Here is a 21,287-nt window from a genome sequence, read left to right on the forward strand (position 1 = left end):
CCGCAAGGTCCGGCTCCAAAAGGATACATTGAGGGATTAGGTACCCATGGAGCCCTCACCTTGCCGGAATTGATTTCCCTGAAAACCCAGGCCCTGGCCCGCAAGGTCCTTCCGTTGTTGCTGGCCGCGCTGTTCGGGGTCGCGCTTTATTTCATCCACCATGATTTGCGATCGGTTCACTACCACGAGATCGTCAAGGCCCTGCGGGCCATTCCGGCGTCATCCGTGGCCCGGGGAGCCTTCTTTACCGCCCTGTCCTACGCCGCCCTCACCGGCTACGATGCCTTGGGCTGCCGCTTCGCCGGCGTCAGCATTCCCTACCCGAAGATCGCCCTCAGCTCTTTCCTGGCCTACGTTTTCAGCAACAACATCGGCTTCGGGGCGGTGACCGGCGGCTTGATCCGCTACCGCATCTACTCCCTGTTCGGCGTCAGCGCGGTGGAGACGGCGGCCATCGCCGGCTTCGCGGCGGTCACCTTCTGGATCGGCCTCTTCGCCATCGGGGGCCTGGTCTTGATCCTCGAACCCTTGCCCTGGCAGATACCTGTGCTGGGCCTGGGGCTGCGCCCTCTGGGCTTCGCGATGGAAACCGTTTTCCTGGCCTATGTGGGCCTGGCGATCGGATTGCGCGGGCGTCCCTTGCGCATCCGCCGATGGGAACGCGCGCTGCCGGGACCAGGCCTGGCCATCTTCCAAGCGCTGGTATCGGCATTGGATTGGCTTGCCGTCGCTGCCGCCTTCTACGCCATGCTGCCGGCGGAACTGGGGATCAGCCTGCCGCGGGCGGCGGGCGTCTACATGGCGGCCCAGATCCTGGCGATGTTGAGCCACGTCCCCGGCGGGGTGGGCGTGTTCGAAGCCGCGGTCCTGCTCTTCATCCCGCATGAGGGGATGCGCAGCGCCCTGTTCGGATCGTTGTTGGCTTTCCGGGCGCTCTACTACCTGGGTCCGCTGGCGCTGGGAGGCGTCACCTTCGCCGCCTTCGAGGCTTGGAACGGCCGCGTCTGGCTCGGGCGTCGCGTCGCCTGGGTGCGGGAGTTCGCGGCCCCCATGGCGCCGGGGGTTTCTTCGGTCATGGTGTTCTTCGCCGGCATCGTGCTCTTGCTTTCGGGTTCGACCCGCGGCCTACCCTACCGCCTGGAGTGGCTGAACCGGATTTTCCCCTTGGCCGTGATCGAAACCTCGCACTTCCTGGCCAGCCTATGCGGTATCGCCCTACTCCTATTGGCGCGAGGCTTGCAGCTACGCTTGGATTCCGCCTTCCACATGGCCCTATGGGCGCTCGGCGCGGGCGCCGTTTTCTCCTTGGCGAAGGGGTTCGACGTGGAGGAAGCCTGCGTGCTGTTCTCCATCGGGTTGATCCTCCTTCCCGGCCGGCCCTACTTCAACCGGCGCGCTTCCATCCGCGAACAGAATTTCCCCGCCGGCTGGATCGCGGCCATCGCCATTTCCCTGATGGCGGCCCTATGGCTGGGCCTGTTTTCCTACAAGCACGTCGAATACAGCCAGGATTTATGGTGGAAATTCACCCTGCGCGGCAATGCCTCGCGCTTCCTGCGCGCCGAAGTGGGCATAGCCAGCCTCCTGGTGTTCTACGGGATCTGGACGGCCATGCGCGCCGCCCGGCCTTCGGCGGCGGTTTCCGAACCGGGCCCGACGGCACTCGATCATGCGCAGGCCATCGCCCGCGCCCACTGGGCCGCTTATGGCCATCTGGCCCTGGTGGGGGACAAGACCCTACTCTTCAGCGCCAACGGCAAGGCTTTCATCATGTTCGCGGCCTCGGGCCGCTCCTGCGTGGCCATGGGCGATCCCGTGGGTCCTGAAGTGGAAATGCCCGAGCTCATCTGGGCCTTCAAGGGCCTCTGCGATCGCTACGCGTCGCATATGGTTTTCTACCAGGTCACCCAATCGCACTTGCCCGCCTATATCGATGCGGGGCTTTCCTTCCTGAAACTCGGGGAGGAGGCCCTGATTCCCTTGGCGGATTTTTCCCTCGAGAAAAAGGCGTTCAAGCCTTTGCGCTCCAATTGCACCCGGGCCGTCCGGGAAGGCGTCGAATTCGCCGTGCTGCCGCCCGAGCAGGTAACCGAAGCGTTACCCCAGCTGCGGCTGGTATCCGATTCCTGGCTGCAGGACAAGGGCGCCCGCGAAAAAGGCTTTTCCCTGGGCTATTTCGACCAGGCATATCTGGCGCGCTGCGCGGTGGCGGTGGCGCGCGTGGAAGGCCGGATCGCCGCCTTCGCGAATTTGTGGCGCTGCGATGGCAAGCAGGAGCTCTCCGTCGACCTGATGCGCTACGCGGGCGACGCCCCCAAGGGGATCATGGACTTCCTGTTCGCCTCCATCCTGCAATACGGGCGGGATCAAGGTTATGCCCGCTTCAACCTGGGGATGGCGCCGCTCTCGGGCCTGGAGAACCGCGATTTGGCTCCCTTCTGGGCCAAGGCCGCGTCCTTCGTATACCAGCATGGGGAACGCTTCTACAACTTCCAGGGCCTGCGGCATTACAAGGAGAAGTTCGATCCGATCTGGGAGCCCCGTTACCTGGCCGCCCAAGGCGGCATGGCGATGCCGAGGGTGCTCGCCAACGTCACGACCCTGATCTCGGGAGGATTGAAAGGGGCCATAGGGAAATGAAAGCCGTCGTTTGCCTGTCCCTCTGCCTCGGGATTTCGTTTTACCGTACAGCCTCCGCGGAATCGTTCCACTACTCCCCCTTCGGCGACGTGCGGGTATTCCGCGGGGCCTCGGTGCCCGAACGCGTCGCGTTGTTGATTTCCGGTGCGGCCGGCTGGGGCCCCCGCGACTCGGCGCTCGCGCGCGGACTGGCCGATTCGGGGAATGCATGGATCCTGGGCGTGGACATGCGGGTCTACCTGCGCGACATGGCCTCCACCCACGGCAAATGCGCCTATTGCGCCGCCGATTTCGACGGCCTCAGCCATTTCGGCCAGAAGCTGCTGGGCCTCTCCGATTACCGGATGCCCGTCTTGATCGGCTCAGCCGAAGGCGGCGCCATGGCTTACGCGATCCTGGCCCAGTCCCCGCCCGCCACCTTCGCCGGCGCCGTGAGCCTGGGCTTCTGCCCTCGGCTGGTTTCGCCTAAGCGGCTTTGCCCGGGCACGGGCTTGACCGCGCGGGATCGGCGCGAAGGCACGGAGATGGACTTGCTGCCTTTCCCGGGCCTGAGCCAACCGTGGACGATCCTCCTGGACACGACCCGGGGCGGAGGTCCGGTCGGAAGCCCGCGCGAAGGATCGGGCGGAAGCCAAAACGCATGCGCCGTCGATAGCGCCAATGCATTCGTTGCCGTGATCGCGAAAGCGAAAGCGATCGATTTGCCGGACACCTCTTGGCTTACCGCGGTGCGGTCGGCTACGCGCGCTTTCGCCCGCATCGCTCCCGGAGGCGCCCCGCCCGAACCCCGGGCTTCCGGCCTGCCGCGGGAACTCCCGTTGGTGGAAGTGCCCGCCGAAGGCCCGCGGGCTCCCTTCTTCGCCATCCTCCTTACCGGTGACGGAGGTTGGGCCGGCATCGATCGCGATCTCGCCAAGCAGCTCTCCCGGCGGGGAATCCCGGTGGTGGGATGGAATTCGCTCAAGTACTTGTGGAAGCGGAAAAGCGAAGCGCGCGCGTCGCAGGATCTGGCGGAAGTGATCCAAGCCTATGGCGAGCGCTGGCATGCCTCAAAGGTCGCGCTCCTTGGCTATAGCCTGGGCGCGGACGGGCTCCCGGCCATGGCGGCCCGGCTGCCGGACTCCCTCAAGCAGAGGATCTCCCTCATCGGGCTAATGGGCGTGGAGACCCGCTACGATCTGGAATTCCACATCACCGAATGGATCCCCGGGAAACCCGAAGGCGTGCCGGTCCTTCCGGAGTTGCGCAAGCTGAAGGGCCTGCATATCATTTGCGTTTACGGAACCGACGAAAAAGGGAGCCTCTGCCCGGAGCTCGCCAAGAACGAAGCGGACAAGTCCTTGGCGGAAGTGAAATCCTTCACCGGGGGGCATCATTTCGGGGGCGATTACAAAGCCTTGGCCGATGCGCTGTTTCCGCCTGTGCCTTGAAGCCCCAGGCTTCGGAGTTGGGGACAAACTGGCCCCAGGCCGGGCTATCTTCCCAATCACCCAGCCAGCTTTTCAATACTACTCTGGAATGGCCTTCGGTGGCGCGGTTCGGAACAGGGTTCTTTAGCGGGGTAGGTTATGAACAAACGGATAATCGCTTGCTTTTGCCTATCCTTCGGATTGGCAGCCAACGCCCAAATCATAAACGTGCGCGGCAAGGTCGCCAATGCTTCCGGGAATCCGGTGACGAATGCCATCGTTGAACTCGTGCGCCAGGGACTAAAGGACACTACTGGATCGGACGGGTCTTTTTCGATCACCAGGAACCTCTCGGCGATGGAAGGCCCTTCTCACCCGATGTTTGCTCGCTTCAGCCTGAACCGAGGCCTATTGGAGCTGTTCCTGGGTAACCCCGCTCCGGTCAAGATCGAGATCTTCGATGTAAAGGGCAAGCTTCTAAATCGGGTAGTGATGGAGAAAGCCCCGGCGGGCGTGTATCGGATGGATATCTCAGGGATGGGCCCAAAGGAGAACCTGGTCCTGGTACATGCTTCAGTCGGAGGCTATTCGAAGATTTTCCGTTACTTCGGGATGGGGTTCGCCCCTCCTTCGGCGAGTCCGGAGTTGCTGAACGTTTCGCGGATGAGCGCCAGCATGGCCAAGATGGCCGCCGTCGTGGATACCCTCACCGTTACCGCCGCCGGATTCACTGCGAAGACGGTGATGCTTTCCGCCTACGACACGACGGTCAACGTGAGCATGGCGCCGACGACGGGTGGCGGCAGTGGCGGAGTCCCCCAGGGCCTTACAGGCACCGACGTTTGCACCACCGCCCTGGTCGGCAGCCACATGACCTATGACGTCGGGCCCGGAAGGCCTTATGCCGAACTCGACTCCGTCCCGTTCGGCTCGCTCGTCGCCGGCGACGTCGTCAACATCTACGCGCGTCCCACGCCCTACCTGGCCAAGTTCGGCCTACGCGCGCAAGGCACCGCCTCCCAGCCCGTCATCATCAACGGCGTCAGCGACGCGGACTGCAAAAAGCCGATCCTCAACTTCGACGGAGCCAAGACAGCCGTCGGCACCGACAGCCCCGGCAACCTCGTCTTCGGGGGGTACAACGAGGGCCTGGGAGGCATCGTCATCAAGCGCGGCCCTTCTACGCAGGACCCGTACGGGGCGTATGAGCCGAAATTCATCACGATCCAGGGTCTCCAGGTCCAAGGCGCCCGCAAGGGAGCCGCCTACACGACCCTCGCCGGCGTCGCCTCGACCTACGGTTCGGCGGGCTGCATTTGGATCCAGCAGGGCGAGGACATTACCGTCCGCAACAACATCGTCTCCGACTGCGCCTTCGGCATCTTCCTGATGGCCAAGGACGAACTGCTGACCGAGACGACCACCCGGGTCACCCTCGCCAACAACCGCGTATACGGCAACGGCGTCTCCGGATCCTATAGCGAGCACGGCTTCTACGTCCAGGCGGCGAGCCCCATAGTCGAAGGCAACTACATCGGCGTCGTCCGCCCCGGCTCGACCGGATCCTCGTACAAGTCCCGCTCCAGCGGCGAGATCTTCCGCAACAACACGGTGGAATGCAGCGCCCTGTGCATGGACTTCGTACAGTCCGAGGAGCAGACCAACGGCATAGTCAAGCAGCCGGACTACGGCACCGACTATGTCTACGGCAACACCGTCATCTCGAATGGCCCGCCCGTCATCCACTACGGCGGCGACAACATGGGGGAGCAGGACCAAAGCGCCGGCCCCACCTTCGTCCCTCCGGTGCCGTACCGCAAGCGCCTGCGCTTCTGGAAAAACACCTTCAACCTCACGACCAGCACCTATCGCGACAACGTCTTCCGCCTCTCTGCGCTCGAAACCGAAGCGGACGCCTGGGACAACGTCTTCAACTTCAACTTCACCGGCGCCGGCGCGCTCTCTTGGGTCGACGTCGCGGGCACCCTACGATTGGGTCCCGGGAACGTCATCAATGGCAGGCAACCTATCGCCCAAGGGCAGAACGCAGCGGTCGGCAACTACTCGGTGACCGTCGGCGCCCCCATCCCCAACGATCCGTTGCTTTCGCAGTTGGACCCCTAGACCCCGCCCAGAGACGGGAAAAACCGGAGTCGCGCCCTTTCGTCCCCTCCGATCGGGAAGCCGTTGCCCTTGACCTTCCCGCCGCCGAACCCTTCTTTCAAAGGACGGGGAGGTCCCGTAACCGGGAGGGCGCCATGCATCCGAACCATCGCGACAGCACATCGGGAGCCAAGGTTTCCATTTGGACCCGTTCCGCCGGCATGCCCAAATATCCCGTCGCGCCCGAAGGCCTCGCGCCCGACGTCTGCGTGATCGGGGCCGGGATCACCGGGCTTAGCGTTGCCTATACCTTGGCCGAGCAAGGCGCTTCGGTGGTTGTCATCGACGATGGGGCGGTGGGGAGCGGCGAAACCGGTCGCACCTCTGCCCATCTCGCCAGCGCCGTCGACGATCATTATACCGAGATCGAATCCATGCACGGCCCGGAGGCCGCGCGCATCGTGGCCCGCAGCCATTCCGACGCCATCGCGCGCATCGAGGCCATCGCGGCCGTCGAGGGCATCGAGTGCGGCTTCGAGCGCGTGCCCGGTTATCTCTTTTCCGCTGCCGGCGGGGAAGTGGAATTCTTGGATCGAGAGTTGGCGGCGGCCCGGCGCGCGGGCTTGCCGGCGCGGAAGGCCGCACGCGCGCCCATTCCCCTTTTCGATACCGGCCCGGCGATCGAATTCGACGCGCAGGCCCAATTCCATCCCCTGTTGTACCTGGCGGGCCTGGCCGAGGCGGTGGAACGCCGGGGCGGCCGCATCTACACCGCGCATGCCGCGGAAATCCGGGGAGGCTCCGACGCGCTGGTGGGTTTGCGTTCGGGCCATGCCATCCATCCCAAAGCCATCGTGGTGGCCACCAACGTCCCCGTCAACGATCGCTTCACCATGCATACCAAGCTCATGCCGCATCGCACCTACGTGATCGCCGCGCATGTTCCCGAAGGGCTGCCCAAAGCATTGCTATGGGATACGGCCGATCCTTACCATTACGTGCGGCTGGCGGCGGGGGCCGATAACGCGCCGGGGCAGGACCTGCTGGTGGTGGGCGGCGAGGATCATCCGGTGGGCCAGGCGGAAGATTTCGATTCCCGCTATGCGCATCTGGAAAACTGGATGCGATCGCGTTGGCCCGAGGCGGGCGTGGTGCATGCGCGCTGGTCGGGTCAGATCGTGGAAACCCTGGACGGACTGGCCTACATCGGCCGCAACCCCGGCGATCACGACAACGTTTTCATCGCGACCGGGGATTCGGGCAACGGGCTTACCCACGGGACCATCGCCGGCTTGATCCTGCCCGAATTGATAAGCGGCCGTCTGCATGCCTGGGCTTCCACCTACGATCCCGCGCGTAAAAGCCTGAAGGCGGCGGGAGAGTTCGGCCGGCATAACCTCAAGGTGGCGGCCCGTCTGGCGGCCGATTGGGTAAAAGGCCATACGGTGAAGGAAGAAGAAACCATCCCGATCGGCAGCGGGGCGGTGATCCGCAAGGGAATGCAGCATATCGCCATCTACCGCGACGAGAACGGCGAAGCGCATCGCATGTCGGCGGTTTGCCCCCATCTTAAATGCATTGTCACCTGGAACGCCTCGGAGCGGACCTGGGATTGCCCTTGCCATGGATCGCGCTTCGATTGCCGCGGCCATGTGCTGAACGGTCCCTCCATCTCCGATTTAGAGCACTTAACCTCCGCCGAGCACCGCGCCGCGCCCCCGGTCGCCTGAAATCCCGATGAGGGCAGGGCCGGACCCGGCCCCGTTTTTTCGGCTGTCGGGCCGATTCCGACCGGCAAAGATTGAGCAAGGCGTCCCCCCATGCTTTCCCCTACGGGCTCGACGAAGGTCTAAATCGCGATTTTCGGACTTTCGCGAACCTAAAACCCCTTTTCCCGAACCAAATAGGTCGGGCTCGGAATTTGCATCAGGGTGTTCATGGAGGTATGTCCATGCAAAAGGCGTACATCATCCTCAAGGCGGCCGCCACCGCGTTGATCGCGGCGGCTTGCGCGCAGGGACCGCTCCATCTTTCCAAATCCTTATGGGTCGCGGGGAGATGGGCTTCCGGCGAAGCCCGCTCATTGCGGGCGATTCCGGGGCTCGAGCCGGCCCAGGCCTCGCCGCCGGAAATCGACGGCGCCGGGCCCGTCCCGGCCTCCCCCTGATCGTTCGCGAAGATTCCGTTTGCGCCCGCGCCCGGCGGAAGCGTTTTTTCCGCCTATGGCTTCCCCAAATCTCCCCCGACTGTTTTTTTCCGCGGCCGCTTTGATCCTCACGGCCGCGGCCCGCCCGCAAGCCGTTCCCCTGTACTATTCCTTCACGGGCCAAGTAGTCTATTCCACCCTGTCCGAGTACCCCTTGGGAATGGACGTAACCTACGTGTTTCGGGTGGATCGAAGCGCCCCGGGATACACCGTCGATGGCCAAGGCCAGTCCCAGGCGATGGCGGATTACGTCGAGGAGCCGGACTATTTCACCAAGTATTTCCTGGCGGACTACATCGGCGGAAACATCCTCCCCAGCGACAATCCCGCTTCCGAGAACAAAGAGTCGTCCCATTACGGGATGGACATCATGCGCTATCAGGACGAGATCTTCAGCGCCTTGCGCGGGAGCAACTCCGATGCGAGCGGCATGGATTTGCTGGACATATGGTCCTCCGACGCCATGTTCGAAGATTGGCAGGTAGGGAAGATCGTCCAAGGGGAGAATTTCGTACAGAACGGGCCGGGAGTAGAGAATAGCACCTACAGCTCGTCCCTTGTGCTCTCATCCATCGATACGCGCAACCCTCTGGAGGCTCCGGCCGTTCCCGAGCCCTCCGCCTACGCCCTCTTCGCCCTCGGCCTCGCGGGCCTGTGCCTGTCCTTGCGCGGCGTCCGCTCCAAAGGCCGCTGAGCCCCGGCTTTCCTCCGCTTTCCCCTCGCTTTTCCCGTTCAGGATTTTTCCCTCCCCCTCCGGCGGGAGTTTATTTTCAGGAAAGCGTAAAGAGCCTCTAACATAATCGGCAAGGATCCGCGCGGCGTCGTGAGGGGTAACCGACAGGTTATCCTGCCCCGCCCCGGATCCCGTATGCCCGGAAAGGAGCATGGCGATGGATAAGGCGATGATTGGAGGCCTGGCGGCCGTCATGGCGCTCGCAGGTTGCGGCAAGCTGGGTTTCCTGGGACCCATCAAGGACAGCAAGGACACCAGGAACCATATTGATGTGGTGGCCAAGGTCCGGGATTTCAAGGAAGGCAATCCCACCTCCACGGACAACACCCACCCGCATTTCAACCAAGGCGTGGCCGCCTGCGAGGCCCACCTCGCGGGCATATTCACCGTCCTTCCGGATCTCTCCACCGGCGGCGGCAAGGATCCCTCTTTTCCCGGTGACGAACGGACTCCGGTGCTGGCGCCTCTGGATAGCATGCCCGTCAACGTTTCGCGATGCTTCGAGCCGGCTGATCGCTTCACGGATTGGTTCGAGGATCGCGGCCAAGACGTGAACCGCCCCTTCCTGTATACCATGAAATTCGAGCAGGACGATAATACCGGTTACTACGTCTTCCAGGAGAACCAGTTTTTCCCCTTGGACAAGGATCAAGGCGCCAGGAAGGAAGCCGATTCCGGTCCCGACCCTTTCGGATATCTGCAGAGCGGGACCAAGGATGGCGTCGACCTCTCCACCCACAACTATGGCTTCACCTTGGAATTCCACGCGACCTTCACCTACAGGCAGGGAGAGCGCCAGTTCCTTTCCGCACGCGGCGATGATGATGTGTGGGCCTTCGTGAACGGCCACCGCGCCATCGATCTGGGCGGCATCCATTCGGCGGAGTCCGATTCGGTTTCCTTGGACGACAAAGCCGGCGCCTTCGGGCTAGCGGATAAGAGCCAGTACTCTCTCGACTTTTATTTCGCCGAGCGCTCGGTGGCCTCATCCACATTGGACATCGTCACCAACCTGGAATTCTCCCCCTTAAAACCCTGACCCGGTCTCGGGTCTGTTTACCATTTGTTGCCGGGACCGGCTCCTCTAGCGCGGATTCCGGCATGTGCACACGCATGTTACCCCCATTTTCGATACGATTAGCGTTGGTTACGGAGTGGTAAACACGCCTGAACCCAATAATGATGTGTCGGGGTTTGAGGAATTCAGGGAAGATGGTTCTCTAGCGATCCGCCTCTTGCAATCGACTGCATATTCGATCCCATTTTCGCCGACTTCGGCCGTATATTCATCTTCGCACGCCAAAGGAGGGGAATATCCATGGCGAATCTTGGACCTGAGATTTCTGGCACTCACGAAGAGACCTTGGCAGGTGATCTTCAGACCACACGTAGCTTCCGGCCGTGGGAAACCCGGCCTGAAACGGGAATGGGCTTGACCACTACTTCGACCGTGCGCGCCTTGGCTCTCGGCCCGAAGCCGCCGGCACCGGCCCTCCGCGAGGCATTGCGGCCCCAGGTAACCGGAAGGTTTCCCGGTTCCGATCGCGTGATCGCGATCCAACCCGCGCGCCTTCCGGAAGCCTTCATCGGCGCGGCCGATGATGCCTCGGGAATGGATCGCGTCATGGGATACCTGAGCGAACATTTCCGCGAGAACGTTCCCATGAAGGCGCTCGCCGACCTGGTCCGCCTCTCCTTGCGGCAGTTCCACCGGAACTTCAAGAAGCAGTTCGGGATGCCCCCGAACCAGTTCCTGATCCGGATGCGGGTGATGGCCGCGCGGGACATGCTGGTATCGGACAAGCGCCCCGTCGCCAAAATCGCCTATGACCTGGGTTTCGCGGACGACACCCTGTTCATCCGGCAATTCAAGGCGCGGATGGGCATGACTCCGCTGCAGTACCGTAAAGCCAACCGCTAAGCGTTAGCGGTGAAGCCCGGGATCAAGAGCCGGTTCAGCTTGCTGAACCGGCCGGTTTAGCCCAGGCCGCCAATTCGGACTTAATCCGATCCCAATCTTTGAAGATCCTCGCGATCACCAAGGTCTTCTCCGGCCCGCGCAGGACGATGCGCCGCCCCTTCGTTTCCACCTGCCGTACCTGATCGCGGCTGATCTTCTTCCCGTTGCCGTCCCAGTAGACCACCGCCACCTGGCTTTCGCTCAAGCGCAGCTCCCGCGGGCGGAAGAAGAAACCGTAGATGACCGAGAGGATGCCCACGACGACGAAAGCGAAGGCGAGGGCCCAGGGCAAAACGGGCATGGGCTGGCCGGCATGCGCCGCTTTAATCGTCAAGTTCGCCGCCCACATCGCCGCCAGAATGCCCGATCCGTAGATCCCGCTGGCCACCACGGCCAGGAAGGCGATGCGTAAGGCGTCGGGCTTGAATCGCTTGCCGTCGGCGACGGGTTCTTCGGAAGTATTGGCCATGGGACCAAGATAGCAAGCCGCGCATTCCCGTCTGCCGGCGGACGTCCTTTTTACATTATGGGCTGCTTTCAAGAAGGGACCGCGCGGATGTTCAGCCCCGTCGACTGGCTCGTAATCGTCCTCTACTTCGCGGTAGTGGCCGGCATCGGGGTCTATTTCTCCCGGCGCAACCGGGATTTCAAGGACTTCATGTTCGGGGGCGGCAATATGCCGTGGCTGGCGGTGGGCATTTCCCTCATCGCCACTTCGGTATCGGCCAATACCTTCCTAGGCAATCCCGCCGACGGCTATGCCAACGACATGCGCCTCTTGATGCTGAACGTTGGCTCGCTCGCCGCCATCGCCATCGTGGGGACCGTATTCATCCCCCGTATCCGTTCCAGCGGGATCAAATCGGCTTACGAATTGTTGGAGATGAAGTTTTCCCGGCCGGTAAGGGTCATGGCCGCATCCTTCTACTCGTTCCACCTGCTATTGCGGATGGGCATGCTCATCTACGGGCCGTCCCTGGTCCTGATGAAAATAACGGGCGCCCCCTATTGGGCTTGCGCCGTCGCCATGGCCGTCTTCGCCATGATGTACACCTCGCTGGGCGGCATCAAGGCGGTGACCACCACCGACATCATCCAGTTCGTCATCTTCTTCGGGGGCGGCTTGCTATGCATCGGCTTCGTGGCCCATGCCGTGGGCGGCTTCGGCGCGGCCTGGCACATGGCCAGCGAGGCCGGCAAAACCCGTTGGCTCGATTTCAGTTGGGACCCCTCCAGCCCGCGTAATTTCTGGACCGCGTCCTTGGTCTACATCGTCTTCGAAGTGGCCATCCGCGGGTGCGATCAGCAATTCGTGCAAAGGTATCTCTCCACCAAGGACGTGCGCGCCGCCAATTACTCTTCCGTCACCTCATCCCTGCTTGGCGTATGCGTAGGCGTGCTCTTTTTCACGGTAGGCGCCTTCCTGTACGTGTATTTCCAAATCGCCCACGTGGAAGTCTTGCCGGACCTCAAGGCCAATCAAGTGCTCCCGCACTTCATCGTGAACGTCCTGCCCACCGGCGTCAAGGGCTTATTGGTGGCGGCCATCCTGGCGGCGGATATGGGCGCCCTGAGTTCGGTGCTGACCGCGCTCTCGAACACGACGGTGATCGATTTCCTGCGGCGGGATCAGGGGGGCGAAGGCAGCCATTCGCTCAAGCATGCCCGGATCTGGGTGGTGCTGTGGGGGACCTTGGGTACCGCGGCCTCATTCCTATGCGCCCTGGGGGATGAAACCATTCTGGGGAAGGCCTTGTTCTTCACCTCGCTTTTCACGGGTCCCCTGCTGTCGATGTTCTTGCAGGCCTTCTTCCTGCCGAAGACCCGGCCCGTGGCGATCATGATCGGAGCGGTAGTCGGAATGTTGGCGCTGCTTCCCTTCAGCACCATCCCCGTGCTTCCGCCGGGGATGTGGAAGCCTTGGTTGGCGTTGGCCTGGCCTTGGAATCCGCTGATCTCGCTGACCGGGTCCCTCTTGGCGGCGCAGGGGATTAACGCGGTGATGGGGCTTCGCTCATCCTCTTCCAATACCAATCCGAATCGACGCCCATCCTGAATGCTCAGGTGGAAGCGGGCGTTTCCATTGGCTTCGATTTGTCGTGCGCGTCGCTCTAGTTTGCCGTGAGCGCAATTTTATTCCACCACATGCGCAAGTATCGGAAATTTGGCCAATTTTGGCGATTGGGGCAATCGGAATAAGGTTATGTTATCGGCGTTGCAAACCTTTACGTCGACGGAGAAACGATGCGTCGTCCCTTACTTCCAAGTTCCGAATTCGTTCTGCTCGCGTTGCTATCGCTGGCGGTCCCCCCAGCGAACGCCGCCATCACGGGAGCCTATTCCGGCAAAGAGGCGCACCCCGGGTTTACCATCTCCGCCATAGACGCCCTGGGCAAGTACAGCACCATGGGGATGGCTTGGTTGAAGAACGGGGACATGGTCTGGGTGCGCTGCCCGAACAACTACGCTACTCCGCCCGGTAACAACGCCAATGCAGGCGTATGGATCGTGAAGAATATCGCCACCACTCCGACCGTGACCAAACTCATCGATCAATTCCGCCAGCCCACGGGAGTGACGGTCGGCCCGAACGACGAAATCATGGTCGTCGATTTGGATGGCGTGTACAAGGTTTCCGCCACCGATGGGACCCGGACCAAGGTGGTGGCCGCTCCTCCGACCTACGATGGGACGCTCCCGTACCACTCGTACATATTCTGCCCCATGTACAGCAACGGCATGTACTATGCGCCCTACTCCGGGACCTTCATCTCCGGCGGCTTCGCGGATACCGATCCGAGCGGCGACTACGCCAGTTCCATACTCGCCTGGAAACCGGACGGGACGGGCGGATTCACCAAGTACGCCGGCGGCACGCGGTCGCCCAACGGCGGGGGGCTGGGGCCGAACGGCATCATGCTGTTCACGGATAACCAAGGAAGCTGGAACCCTTCCTGCGCGCTGAACATCATCAAGCCGAACTCCTTCTACGGCCTCCATCAGAATACCTCGAAGGGATTCAAGGACAACTGGGCGGGACTGGCCAATAAGGCCGGCACCTTGCCTTACCAGCCTCCGGTCGCCTGGATGATGCAGGCCCAAGCGGTCGGGGAATACGGCGTGGGCGCGAGCACCTCGCAGCCCCTCTACATGGATCATGGGCCCTACGCGGGCGACGTGGTCGTGGGGGACGTCACCCTGGAGGGAATGTCCCGCATCGCGTTGGATCCCGTGAACGGCGCCACCGGCGTGAACGCGAATTACAACGGATCGGTGCATTGGTTCACGAACCTGCCGGGAGGGGCCAATTGCCCCGCCCCTAACCGCTTCGTCATGGATCCGACCGCTGACGTCATTTACGTGGGCACCTTGGAGATCATCGGCCAAAGCGGGGGAGCCTGGCCCTCCGGCGCCGATCAGCCGGTCTATAAGGTCGCCTTGGACGCCGCAGCCATCAAGGCGAGCTTCGAAATCCTGAGCGTGAAATCGAGGGCCGGGGGAATCGAAGTCGCTTTTTCCCAGCCCGTCTCCGAAGCCTCGGCGGTGGCCGCGAGCTTCGCCATCAAGCAGTATGATCTGGTGCGCCAAGAGGGTTATGGCGCAGGGAACAACACCTCGGCCGCGCCCGCCATCACCAGCGTCCAGTTGTCCCAGGACGGCTACCGGGTTTTCCTGGGCATCGGAAGCAACGCCAAATTCGATCGCGTCTTGTCCATCACCGCCGGCGGCATCCATGCGCGCACCGGCAACGCATCCTTGGTCTACAACTCAACCTTGTTCACGCACAACTACCAATCCACGGTGGCCTTCAATCCCGCCCCGGTTTCCATCGCGGATCGCGCTTCCGATCAATACATGAATAACCATGTTATGCATACCATGCTTCCGGGAGCGGTGAAGCTTCGCGTGGACCTCAAGGGGGCCTACACCGTTTCGCTCAGGGAATTGAACGGCGCCCGCAGGGAAGAGCGTCAGGGTTTCGACGCGGGCGAATTTACGCTGAAGGCCCCCGGCGCGGGCCTGCACATCCTGGAAGTGCGGCAGGGCGGGCGCGCCTATGTCCGGCCGGTGACGTTCTAATAGACGGCCCGGCTATCGGAGGCGCTCCTCTATCGGAGGCCCGCCTATCGTAGGCGCACCTAATGGGGTCTCGGCTATCTCAGCAACGATGCCCTGAAAAAGCTCTGGCCGACCCGCAGAAAGTAGATGCCGTCCTGCGCCCTATCCGGGATGCCGTAACGGCCGTTCCCTAAGGACCGCAGGGCGAAGACCCGTCCGCGGATGTCCATCAACCTCACGGCTCCCGTGAAGCCGGCCGGCACGATGAGGATGCGGTCCCGGATATACGGGGATGGGAAGGCGCGGGACCCGATGGCCCGGATCCCGATCCCCGGCGATGCGCCTTGCTTGGCTACCCATTCCCCCAGGATCTTCAGGGACGCGGTGTCCGGGATATAGGTGGCTAAGGGCGGCATGCCGTCGCCGTCGTTCCGGTACAGGTTCACGCCTCCCAGGCCCGCCATGACCGAATCCAGGCTGAAAGCATGGGTGGCCAGGTTATCGGTCCATTCCTTCGATCCCCAAGGCTGCGAGAACATCCAAGCCAGCTTGGCCAGCGCGTCCGCGTCCCCGAAGCCGGCCGCCTTCTTAAGCGCCCGGTACCAGGTCGCCGAATCCGCGGCCGGGGTGGTCCGGGCCCACTGCCGGAAAAGCCCATAGGACAGGGACGGGTAGCCCTTCTTGGTCGCGGGATCGATATAGATCTCATTAGTGGTCAGGGTGTCGGGATTGCCGGGGGGAAGAGCAAGGTTCCAGTTCGGATCCGACCCCAGCCCGGACGTGGACACGAGCCACTTGTACTTGTTGCGGCCCTGGATCAGGGAGAGAGAATCGGTATAGGCGGCGGTGTCGTTGAGGATCCCGATCGACTTGATCTGGTTGAACGGGATATCATGCTGGCGTAAATCGAAGTAATCGAAATTGGGAGGGATGGTGGCGGCGCTGGCCCCTATCAGCGCGGACCTGTCGCCATGGCATCCCGAGCAATTCGCGGCCAGGTAGGATCGGGACATGTTGTCCACCACCACCCGCCTTTGGGCGTCGGTCAGGGTGGGATCGATCGCTTCAGCCATGCCGATGAACCGCCGGGCCAAGGAGGCCGCATTAGGTTGGGCGCCGGAGAAGACCCCGGCCGCGAACAAATCCAGCACTTGGTTGCTGGCGCCGTTTTGGGTGGGCCTCTTGAGCTGCGCCGGATAGAATCCCATCACGCCGCGGCCCTGTCTCACCGGCAGGTTCGGGGAGGGATGGTTGCCCGAGGTGACCTGATGGCAGCGGTTACAGTCCGCTTGCGCCGGGAATCGCCATTTCTTGTAGGTTGTGCGTCCCTGATTGTCCTTCACGGAGAGGACCCCATTGGCCCCGGTCCCGGGATCCACCAGGTTGGCGTCGGTCTGCGCCGTATTCCAGCGATAGGAAAACCCATACCAATTCTGAGCGCCCTCCGCGGTATCCGCCTTCTTCACGAGGAAGCGGGTTTCCCAATAGATCGTGTCGCCGGGCGCGCGCACGTGCAGGAAGGCTTTCACGAAGACGGTGCTGTCCGGATAATCGAAAAAGTCGGTGTCGTCCGCCCAGGCGATTTTTTTGCCGGGGCGTAGGATCACCCATCTCTTTTTCAAGCTCCCGTCGGACCAAAGCGGGGAGTTCACCACGAATGCCTTGGCGGCAGTGTCCGTGGTTCGGCTCGCTATGGCGCTGTAGAATCCGGTTTGCGAAAGGAGTTGGGGGATTTCGCCCGGTTTGGTCGGGTCGAAGTATTTAAATGCCGCCGACGCGAGCGCAGGCGTTCCCAACATCATCAATAAGAACAAGGATAAACGCCGCCGTCCGTATGCCAAGAAAACCTCCTAACCCGTATTGTCTATTCTACGGATATCGCCATGGAAAACCGTGATCCGCCGTCCTTCACCGCCCCTTTTCGCAGGGGTCGATATTCTTCATCCCCAACACCCCGTCCAGCCCCGCGGATGCCACGTAACACAGATGCTTCGGGGCCTCGGCGCCGTCGATACGATCCCCTTGGCTGCCCTGGGGTAGGGCCTGGATTTCCCGCATCCACACCGCCCGGGCCTTGAATCGATCCAGCAAGGCCTTGGAACGCTCCGGGCCCAGGATGAACAAGGGCTTGGTCAGGCGATCGGCCAGCAGCCCGCTGTCCGCCAGGACCGTCACCGAGCAGAAGGGCCGGGCCGGACGGCCGGTGCGGGGATCGAAGATGTGGTGGTAGCGGATGCCGTCCTTGAAGAAGTAGCGCTCATAGTCGCCGGAGGTGGAGACGGCGCGCGGCTCGGTCAGCTTCAATGTGCCGGCCAGGCCTTCGGGATCGCGCGGATGGCGGATGCCCAGCGTCCAAGGCTCCCGTCCCTTATGGCCGCCCACGCGCATGTCCCCGCCGGCCGAAACGATATGGTCCGGGAAGCCCATGGAATCGAGGAGGGCGTGCATGCGATCGACCGTATAGCCCTTGGCGATGCCGCCCAGATCGAGGATGACGCTGTCCCGCAGGATCACCAGCCGGTTGCCGCCCACCAGGCGATAGGGCGGATACTTGGCGGGGTTGCCGTCCAAAGGCGCGCCGAAGGCGGGATTGCCATGCATCAAGGCCAAGATGGCGGCATCGGAAGGCACCCGGCCGCTGTCCCCGCTGCCCAGACCCCAGGCCGCTTTCAAATCGTGCATGGTGATGTCGAAGGCGCCCTGCGAAGCCTCGGCCATCTCCGCGGCCGCGCGCAGCACGGTGATGATCTCCGTATCGGCCGTCAGCGTATCGCCCACGCGGCCCATCACCCGCCTTAAGTCCGATCCCGGCAGGTAATCGCTGAAGACCTGTTCCAGTCGCGCGCTCTCCCGTTGCAGCCGGGCGAAGGCGCTGTCCGGCGGAACGGCGCCATGCCCATAGAGCGTCGCGACGAACTCGGTATCCATGTCGAACCAGCGATGGATGTTCTTCTCGGGACGGGAGCAGGCGAGAAGCAGGAGGGGCGCCAGGGCGATGGCGGAGCGCAGGGAGAGTGCCATATCCGTAACTTAGCAAAGGCCTGGAATCCTCGCCGCCCTCCGCGACGAACCCATTTATGAGACCCCTTCTAAGGGACGGGCGACTAGGGCCCCCGCGCAACCGGCCGGGGCCGAGCGCGGGCCGCAGCCGGTTATGCCTGAATCGGATGGCCGTTAGGGCAGGGGCAGGCGGTACAGAGCCGTTCTCGCTGCCAAAGGCCGGGAACGGCCCAGGACATCATGGATGGCGGCGCGCCCGGCGGATGTTGGCCTTTCGATCCAGGCGTGGATGGGGCTGGCGGACAGGCTTAAGGTCGCCAGGGCCGATTCTAAATCCGCGACGGCGCCATCCTCGCTTCCCGGAGTATAAATAAGAATGCTTGTGAAAAGGTTCGAACCTACGTTGGTGTAGTAGATCCGCACCCGGGAAGAGTCATTGGCGGTAACCGTGGATTGGTATTCCACGAAGGAGAAGGACTTGCCACCGAGGGTCTTCGTTCCATCCGCTACCTTGTTCACGCTATCGGATCCGGCGTACGCCTTCCGATATGCTTCTAGTTCCTGGGCGGTAAGGGGATGATCGGTGGTGCTTGCGGTCATGTAGCAATAGGCCATATTCGTGTCGTTAAATACGGCCAAGAGCGAATCGCCTCCCGCCATGAAAGGGACCTTTTGCCATGCGGGAGGAAAGCTGATGCTGAAACGGCTGGTCGTAAACGTGGTATCGGCCGCGGTCGAGATCGACGTCAACACGGCCAAGGACAGAAAGGAAAGGGCGATCAGGATTTTACGGGATTGCATGCAGGCCTCCGGATAGGGTAGTGGCGGGTAAAGATGAACGGCAAACTAAGCGTTTCGCGCCGGAACCGGAAGGGGCGAAAATCCCCCTGCGTCCGGGTCGGCGCTACCGTCCCGGTAAGCGGAACGAAGTCGGCCGCATCGCCAAGGGCCGGAGCCGGCCGAGGACATCATGATCGGCCGCTCGGAGAACGAGAGGCGAACGCGCTTGTAGGGCGTGGATGGCGGTGGGAGAGAGGGCCAAGGTGGCCAGGGCCGAGTCCATCGCGGAGACCAAGAGGGTGCCGACGGGATACTCGTAAACCAGCAGGGATTGGAATCGGAGCGATCCGTCCGAAGTGGAGTAAAGGCGGATGCGGGTGTCCCCGTTGGAAGTATCCGCGTTCTTGAACTCGGAGTAAGCGAAGGCTTTCCCGCCCAGGCTATCCGTTCCCTCGGCCACCTTGGTCACGCTGTCCGCCCCGGCGTATTGCTTTCGGAAGTTATCGAAATCCCCGGCGGAGACGGGGCTTTCGCCGCTGCCGGCGGTCATATAACAGAATCCCAACATGGAATAGCCGTACATCAGGAAGACGGACGAATCGCCACCGACGGAAGGCTGGTTCTGCCAACCGTCACCGAAAGTGATTTCGAACCGGTTCGTCGCGAAGCGGGATTCGGCGCGGGCGGGAGCGGCGAAGAGGGCGGCTGAAGCCAGGATGGTGCAGGCGATTGAAGATATGCGGGAATGCATGGAGGCCTCCGGTTGGGATGGAGGCGAAAATATGCTTTTCGTGACGCGTAGGGAAGGGGAATTTAGTTCCGATCCGCTACGGAGATCACTCCATGGCCATATCCACGTGGGGTTTGCCCTTCTCCGCTTTCGGCGATTTGAAGAGCAACAGCAACGGAATGCACACCAGGAAGAAGAATCCGATGACGTAGAAGGTATCCAGGAAGGATAACAGGGAAGCCTGGTGTCCCGTATTCGCGTTGAGCAGCCCCAGCGCCTTCTGATGGGCCAAGCCGAAGGCGTCCCCCTTGGAGACGAACAGGCGGGTAAGGCCTTCCATCCGCTGTTGGGCGGCGGTGGCGAAGGCATCCACCTTGTCCGCGAGCACGGAGCGGTGGAACGCGGTGCGCCGCTCGATGAAGGTTGCCATCAGCGCCACGCCGAAGGAGCCGCCCAATTGGCGGATCATGTTGGAGAGGCCCGTGCCCTGCGGGATATCGCGTCCCTTCAGGTCCACCAGGGTCAAGGTGGTGAGGGGGATGAAGATGAGCCCCAGCCCTACGCCGCGGATGATCAAGGGCCAGAAAAAGCTGCCCGCGCCGGATTCCGGCCCCATATGCGAGAGCATCCAGGTGGAAATGAAAAAGAAGAGGAAGCCCAGGCCGCTGAACAAATGGGCCGGGAATTTCTGCATCAGCTTGCCGATCACCGGCATCATCACCGCCGTGGCCAGGCTGCCCGGAATGAGTAGAACGCCCGTATCCGTGGCGGTGAAGCCGAGGAAGCTTTGGGCGAACAACGGGATCACGAATACCGATCCGAACAGCCCGAAGCCGAGGATGAAATTGAAAAGCATACCCACGGCGAAGGTGCGGCTCTTCATCAGGCGCAGATTCACCACGGGATGTTCATGCACGATCTCGCGCCAGATGAAGGCGACCATGCCCACGGCCGCCACCGCCATCAGCACGTTGATGTAGGCCGATTCCGTCCAGCCCTCCTGATCGCCCCGCTCCAGCACCACCTGCAAGGCGCCCACGCCGGCCACCAGGAAAATGATCCCCGGCCAATCCATCCCTTGCGGCTTTTGCCGATAAGCGGGCTCCTTGATGAAGAGCATGGTCATGATGGTCGCCACGATGCCGACGGGCACGTTTATGTAGAAGATCCAATGCCAGGAAAGATGGTCGGTGATGTAGCCGCCCATGGTCGGGCCGATGGTGGGGCCGATCACCACGCCCAGGCCGTAGATGGCGTTGGCCAGCCCCAGCTCTTCCTTGGGGAAGGTCTCCACGATGATGGCCTGGGCCGTGGAGAGCAGCCCGCCGCCGCCGATGCCTTGCACGAACCGGAAAAACACCAGCATCCACACGCTGGTGGACATGCCGCACAGGACCGAGGCTATGGTGAAAAGGATGATGGAGGCTGCGAAGAAGCGCTTGCGCCCGAAACGGGAGCTGAGCCATCCCGACATGGCGATCATCACCACGTTGGCGGCCGCGTACGAGGTGATGACCCAGCTGATATCGGCCAGGGTGGCGCCCAGGCTTCCCATCATCTGCGTCAAGGTGACGTTGACGATGGAAGTATCGATAAGCTGAAGGAGCGCGGCGGACACCACCGTGAGGATGATGATCCACTTCTCCATCCCGAACTTCATCGGCGCA

At 62.4% G+C, this 21,287-nt stretch carries 16 protein-coding genes; 10 read left to right on the forward strand and 6 right to left on the reverse strand.

Annotated features, from left to right (window positions below; genetic code table 11):
• Nucleotides 1–60: 60 nt before the first annotated feature.
• The 8 genes from mprF to JF616_01995 all read left to right on the forward strand — a co-directional run bounded on the left by mprF (nt 61) and on the right by JF616_01995 (nt 11,012).
• Entirely contained in the window at nt 61–2,640 is a 2,580-nt protein-coding gene (mprF, locus tag JF616_01960) for a bifunctional lysylphosphatidylglycerol flippase/synthetase MprF (GenBank protein MBW8886496.1), read from the forward strand.
• On the forward strand, nt 2,637–4,070 hold the full coding sequence (locus JF616_01965; protein ID MBW8886497.1) for a virulence factor family protein: 1,434 nt from the start codon (nt 2,637–2,639) through the stop codon (nt 4,068–4,070). Before mprF ends, JF616_01965 begins: the two co-directional genes overlap by 4 nt.
• Before the next feature lie 138 nt (nt 4,071–4,208).
• Nucleotides 4,209–6,173, forward strand: coding sequence for a hypothetical protein (locus JF616_01970; protein ID MBW8886498.1), 1,965 nt, complete (start codon nt 4,209–4,211; stop codon nt 6,171–6,173).
• A 134-nt stretch (nt 6,174–6,307) separates the two neighbouring features.
• Nucleotides 6,308–7,882, forward strand: coding sequence for an FAD-dependent oxidoreductase (locus JF616_01975; protein MBW8886499.1), 1,575 nt, complete (start codon nt 6,308–6,310; stop codon nt 7,880–7,882).
• A 215-nt stretch (nt 7,883–8,097) separates the two neighbouring features.
• Nucleotides 8,098–8,319 (forward strand): hypothetical protein, encoded by a 222-nt coding sequence (locus tag JF616_01980; protein ID MBW8886500.1) that lies wholly within the window; start codon nt 8,098–8,100, stop codon nt 8,317–8,319.
• Nucleotides 8,320–8,374: 55 nt separating this feature from the next.
• Nucleotides 8,375–9,052 carry a PEP-CTERM sorting domain-containing protein gene (locus JF616_01985; protein ID MBW8886501.1) on the forward strand — a complete coding sequence of 226 codons (678 nt, stop codon included), beginning with the start codon at nt 8,375–8,377 and terminating at the stop codon, nt 9,050–9,052.
• Nucleotides 9,053–9,242: 190 nt separating this feature from the next.
• On the forward strand, nt 9,243–10,130 hold the full coding sequence (locus JF616_01990; GenBank protein ID MBW8886502.1) for a fibro-slime domain-containing protein: 888 nt from the start codon (nt 9,243–9,245) through the stop codon (nt 10,128–10,130).
• 393 nt (nt 10,131–10,523) lie between these two features.
• Complete coding sequence (locus JF616_01995; protein ID MBW8886503.1) at nt 10,524–11,012, forward strand: helix-turn-helix transcriptional regulator; 489 nt, start codon at nt 10,524–10,526, stop codon at nt 11,010–11,012.
• 34 nt (nt 11,013–11,046) lie between these two features.
• On the opposite strand, the gene JF616_02000 is transcribed toward JF616_01995, so the two are convergent.
• Complete coding sequence (locus JF616_02000) at nt 11,047–11,520, reverse strand: hypothetical protein (protein MBW8886504.1); 474 nt, start codon at nt 11,518–11,520, stop codon at nt 11,047–11,049.
• An 87-nt stretch (nt 11,521–11,607) separates the two neighbouring features.
• On the opposite strand from JF616_02000, the gene JF616_02005 reads away from it, so the two are divergent.
• Together JF616_02005 and JF616_02010 are read left to right on the forward strand one after the other, a co-directional pair.
• Nucleotides 11,608–13,107, forward strand: coding sequence for a sodium/solute symporter (locus JF616_02005; protein ID MBW8886505.1), 1,500 nt, complete (start codon nt 11,608–11,610; stop codon nt 13,105–13,107).
• Nucleotides 13,108–13,295: 188 nt separating this feature from the next.
• Nucleotides 13,296–15,131, forward strand: a complete 1,836-nt coding sequence (locus JF616_02010) for a hypothetical protein (protein MBW8886506.1) — start codon at nt 13,296–13,298, stop codon at nt 15,129–15,131.
• Nucleotides 15,132–15,205: 74 nt separating this feature from the next.
• Here JF616_02010 and JF616_02015 read toward each other — a convergent pair whose 3' ends face one another.
• The 5 genes from JF616_02015 to JF616_02035 form a co-directional block, all read right to left on the reverse strand.
• Nucleotides 15,206–16,951: a hypothetical protein gene (locus JF616_02015; protein ID MBW8886507.1), complete on the reverse strand. Its 1,746-nt coding sequence runs from the start codon at nt 16,949–16,951 to the stop codon at nt 15,206–15,208.
• Nucleotides 16,952–17,018: 67 nt separating this feature from the next.
• The gene (locus tag JF616_02020; protein ID MBW8886508.1) at nt 17,019–18,131 is read right to left on the reverse strand and encodes an FAD:protein FMN transferase; all 1,113 of its coding nucleotides are present in this window, start codon (nt 18,129–18,131) and stop codon (nt 17,019–17,021) included.
• A gap of 153 nt (nt 18,132–18,284) precedes the next feature.
• Entirely contained in the window at nt 18,285–18,911 is a 627-nt protein-coding gene (locus tag JF616_02025) for a hypothetical protein (protein MBW8886509.1), read from the reverse strand.
• A gap of 103 nt (nt 18,912–19,014) precedes the next feature.
• Nucleotides 19,015–19,641 (reverse strand): hypothetical protein, encoded by a 627-nt coding sequence (locus JF616_02030; protein ID MBW8886510.1) that lies wholly within the window; start codon nt 19,639–19,641, stop codon nt 19,015–19,017.
• 85 nt (nt 19,642–19,726) lie between these two features.
• Nucleotides 19,727–21,280, reverse strand: a complete 1,554-nt coding sequence (locus JF616_02035) for a DHA2 family efflux MFS transporter permease subunit (protein ID MBW8886511.1) — start codon at nt 21,278–21,280, stop codon at nt 19,727–19,729.
• Nucleotides 21,281–21,287 lie beyond the last annotated feature (7 nt).

The organism is Fibrobacterota bacterium (assembly GCA_019509785.1).
GTDB lineage: Bacteria > Fibrobacterota > Fibrobacteria > UBA11236 > UBA11236 > Chersky-265.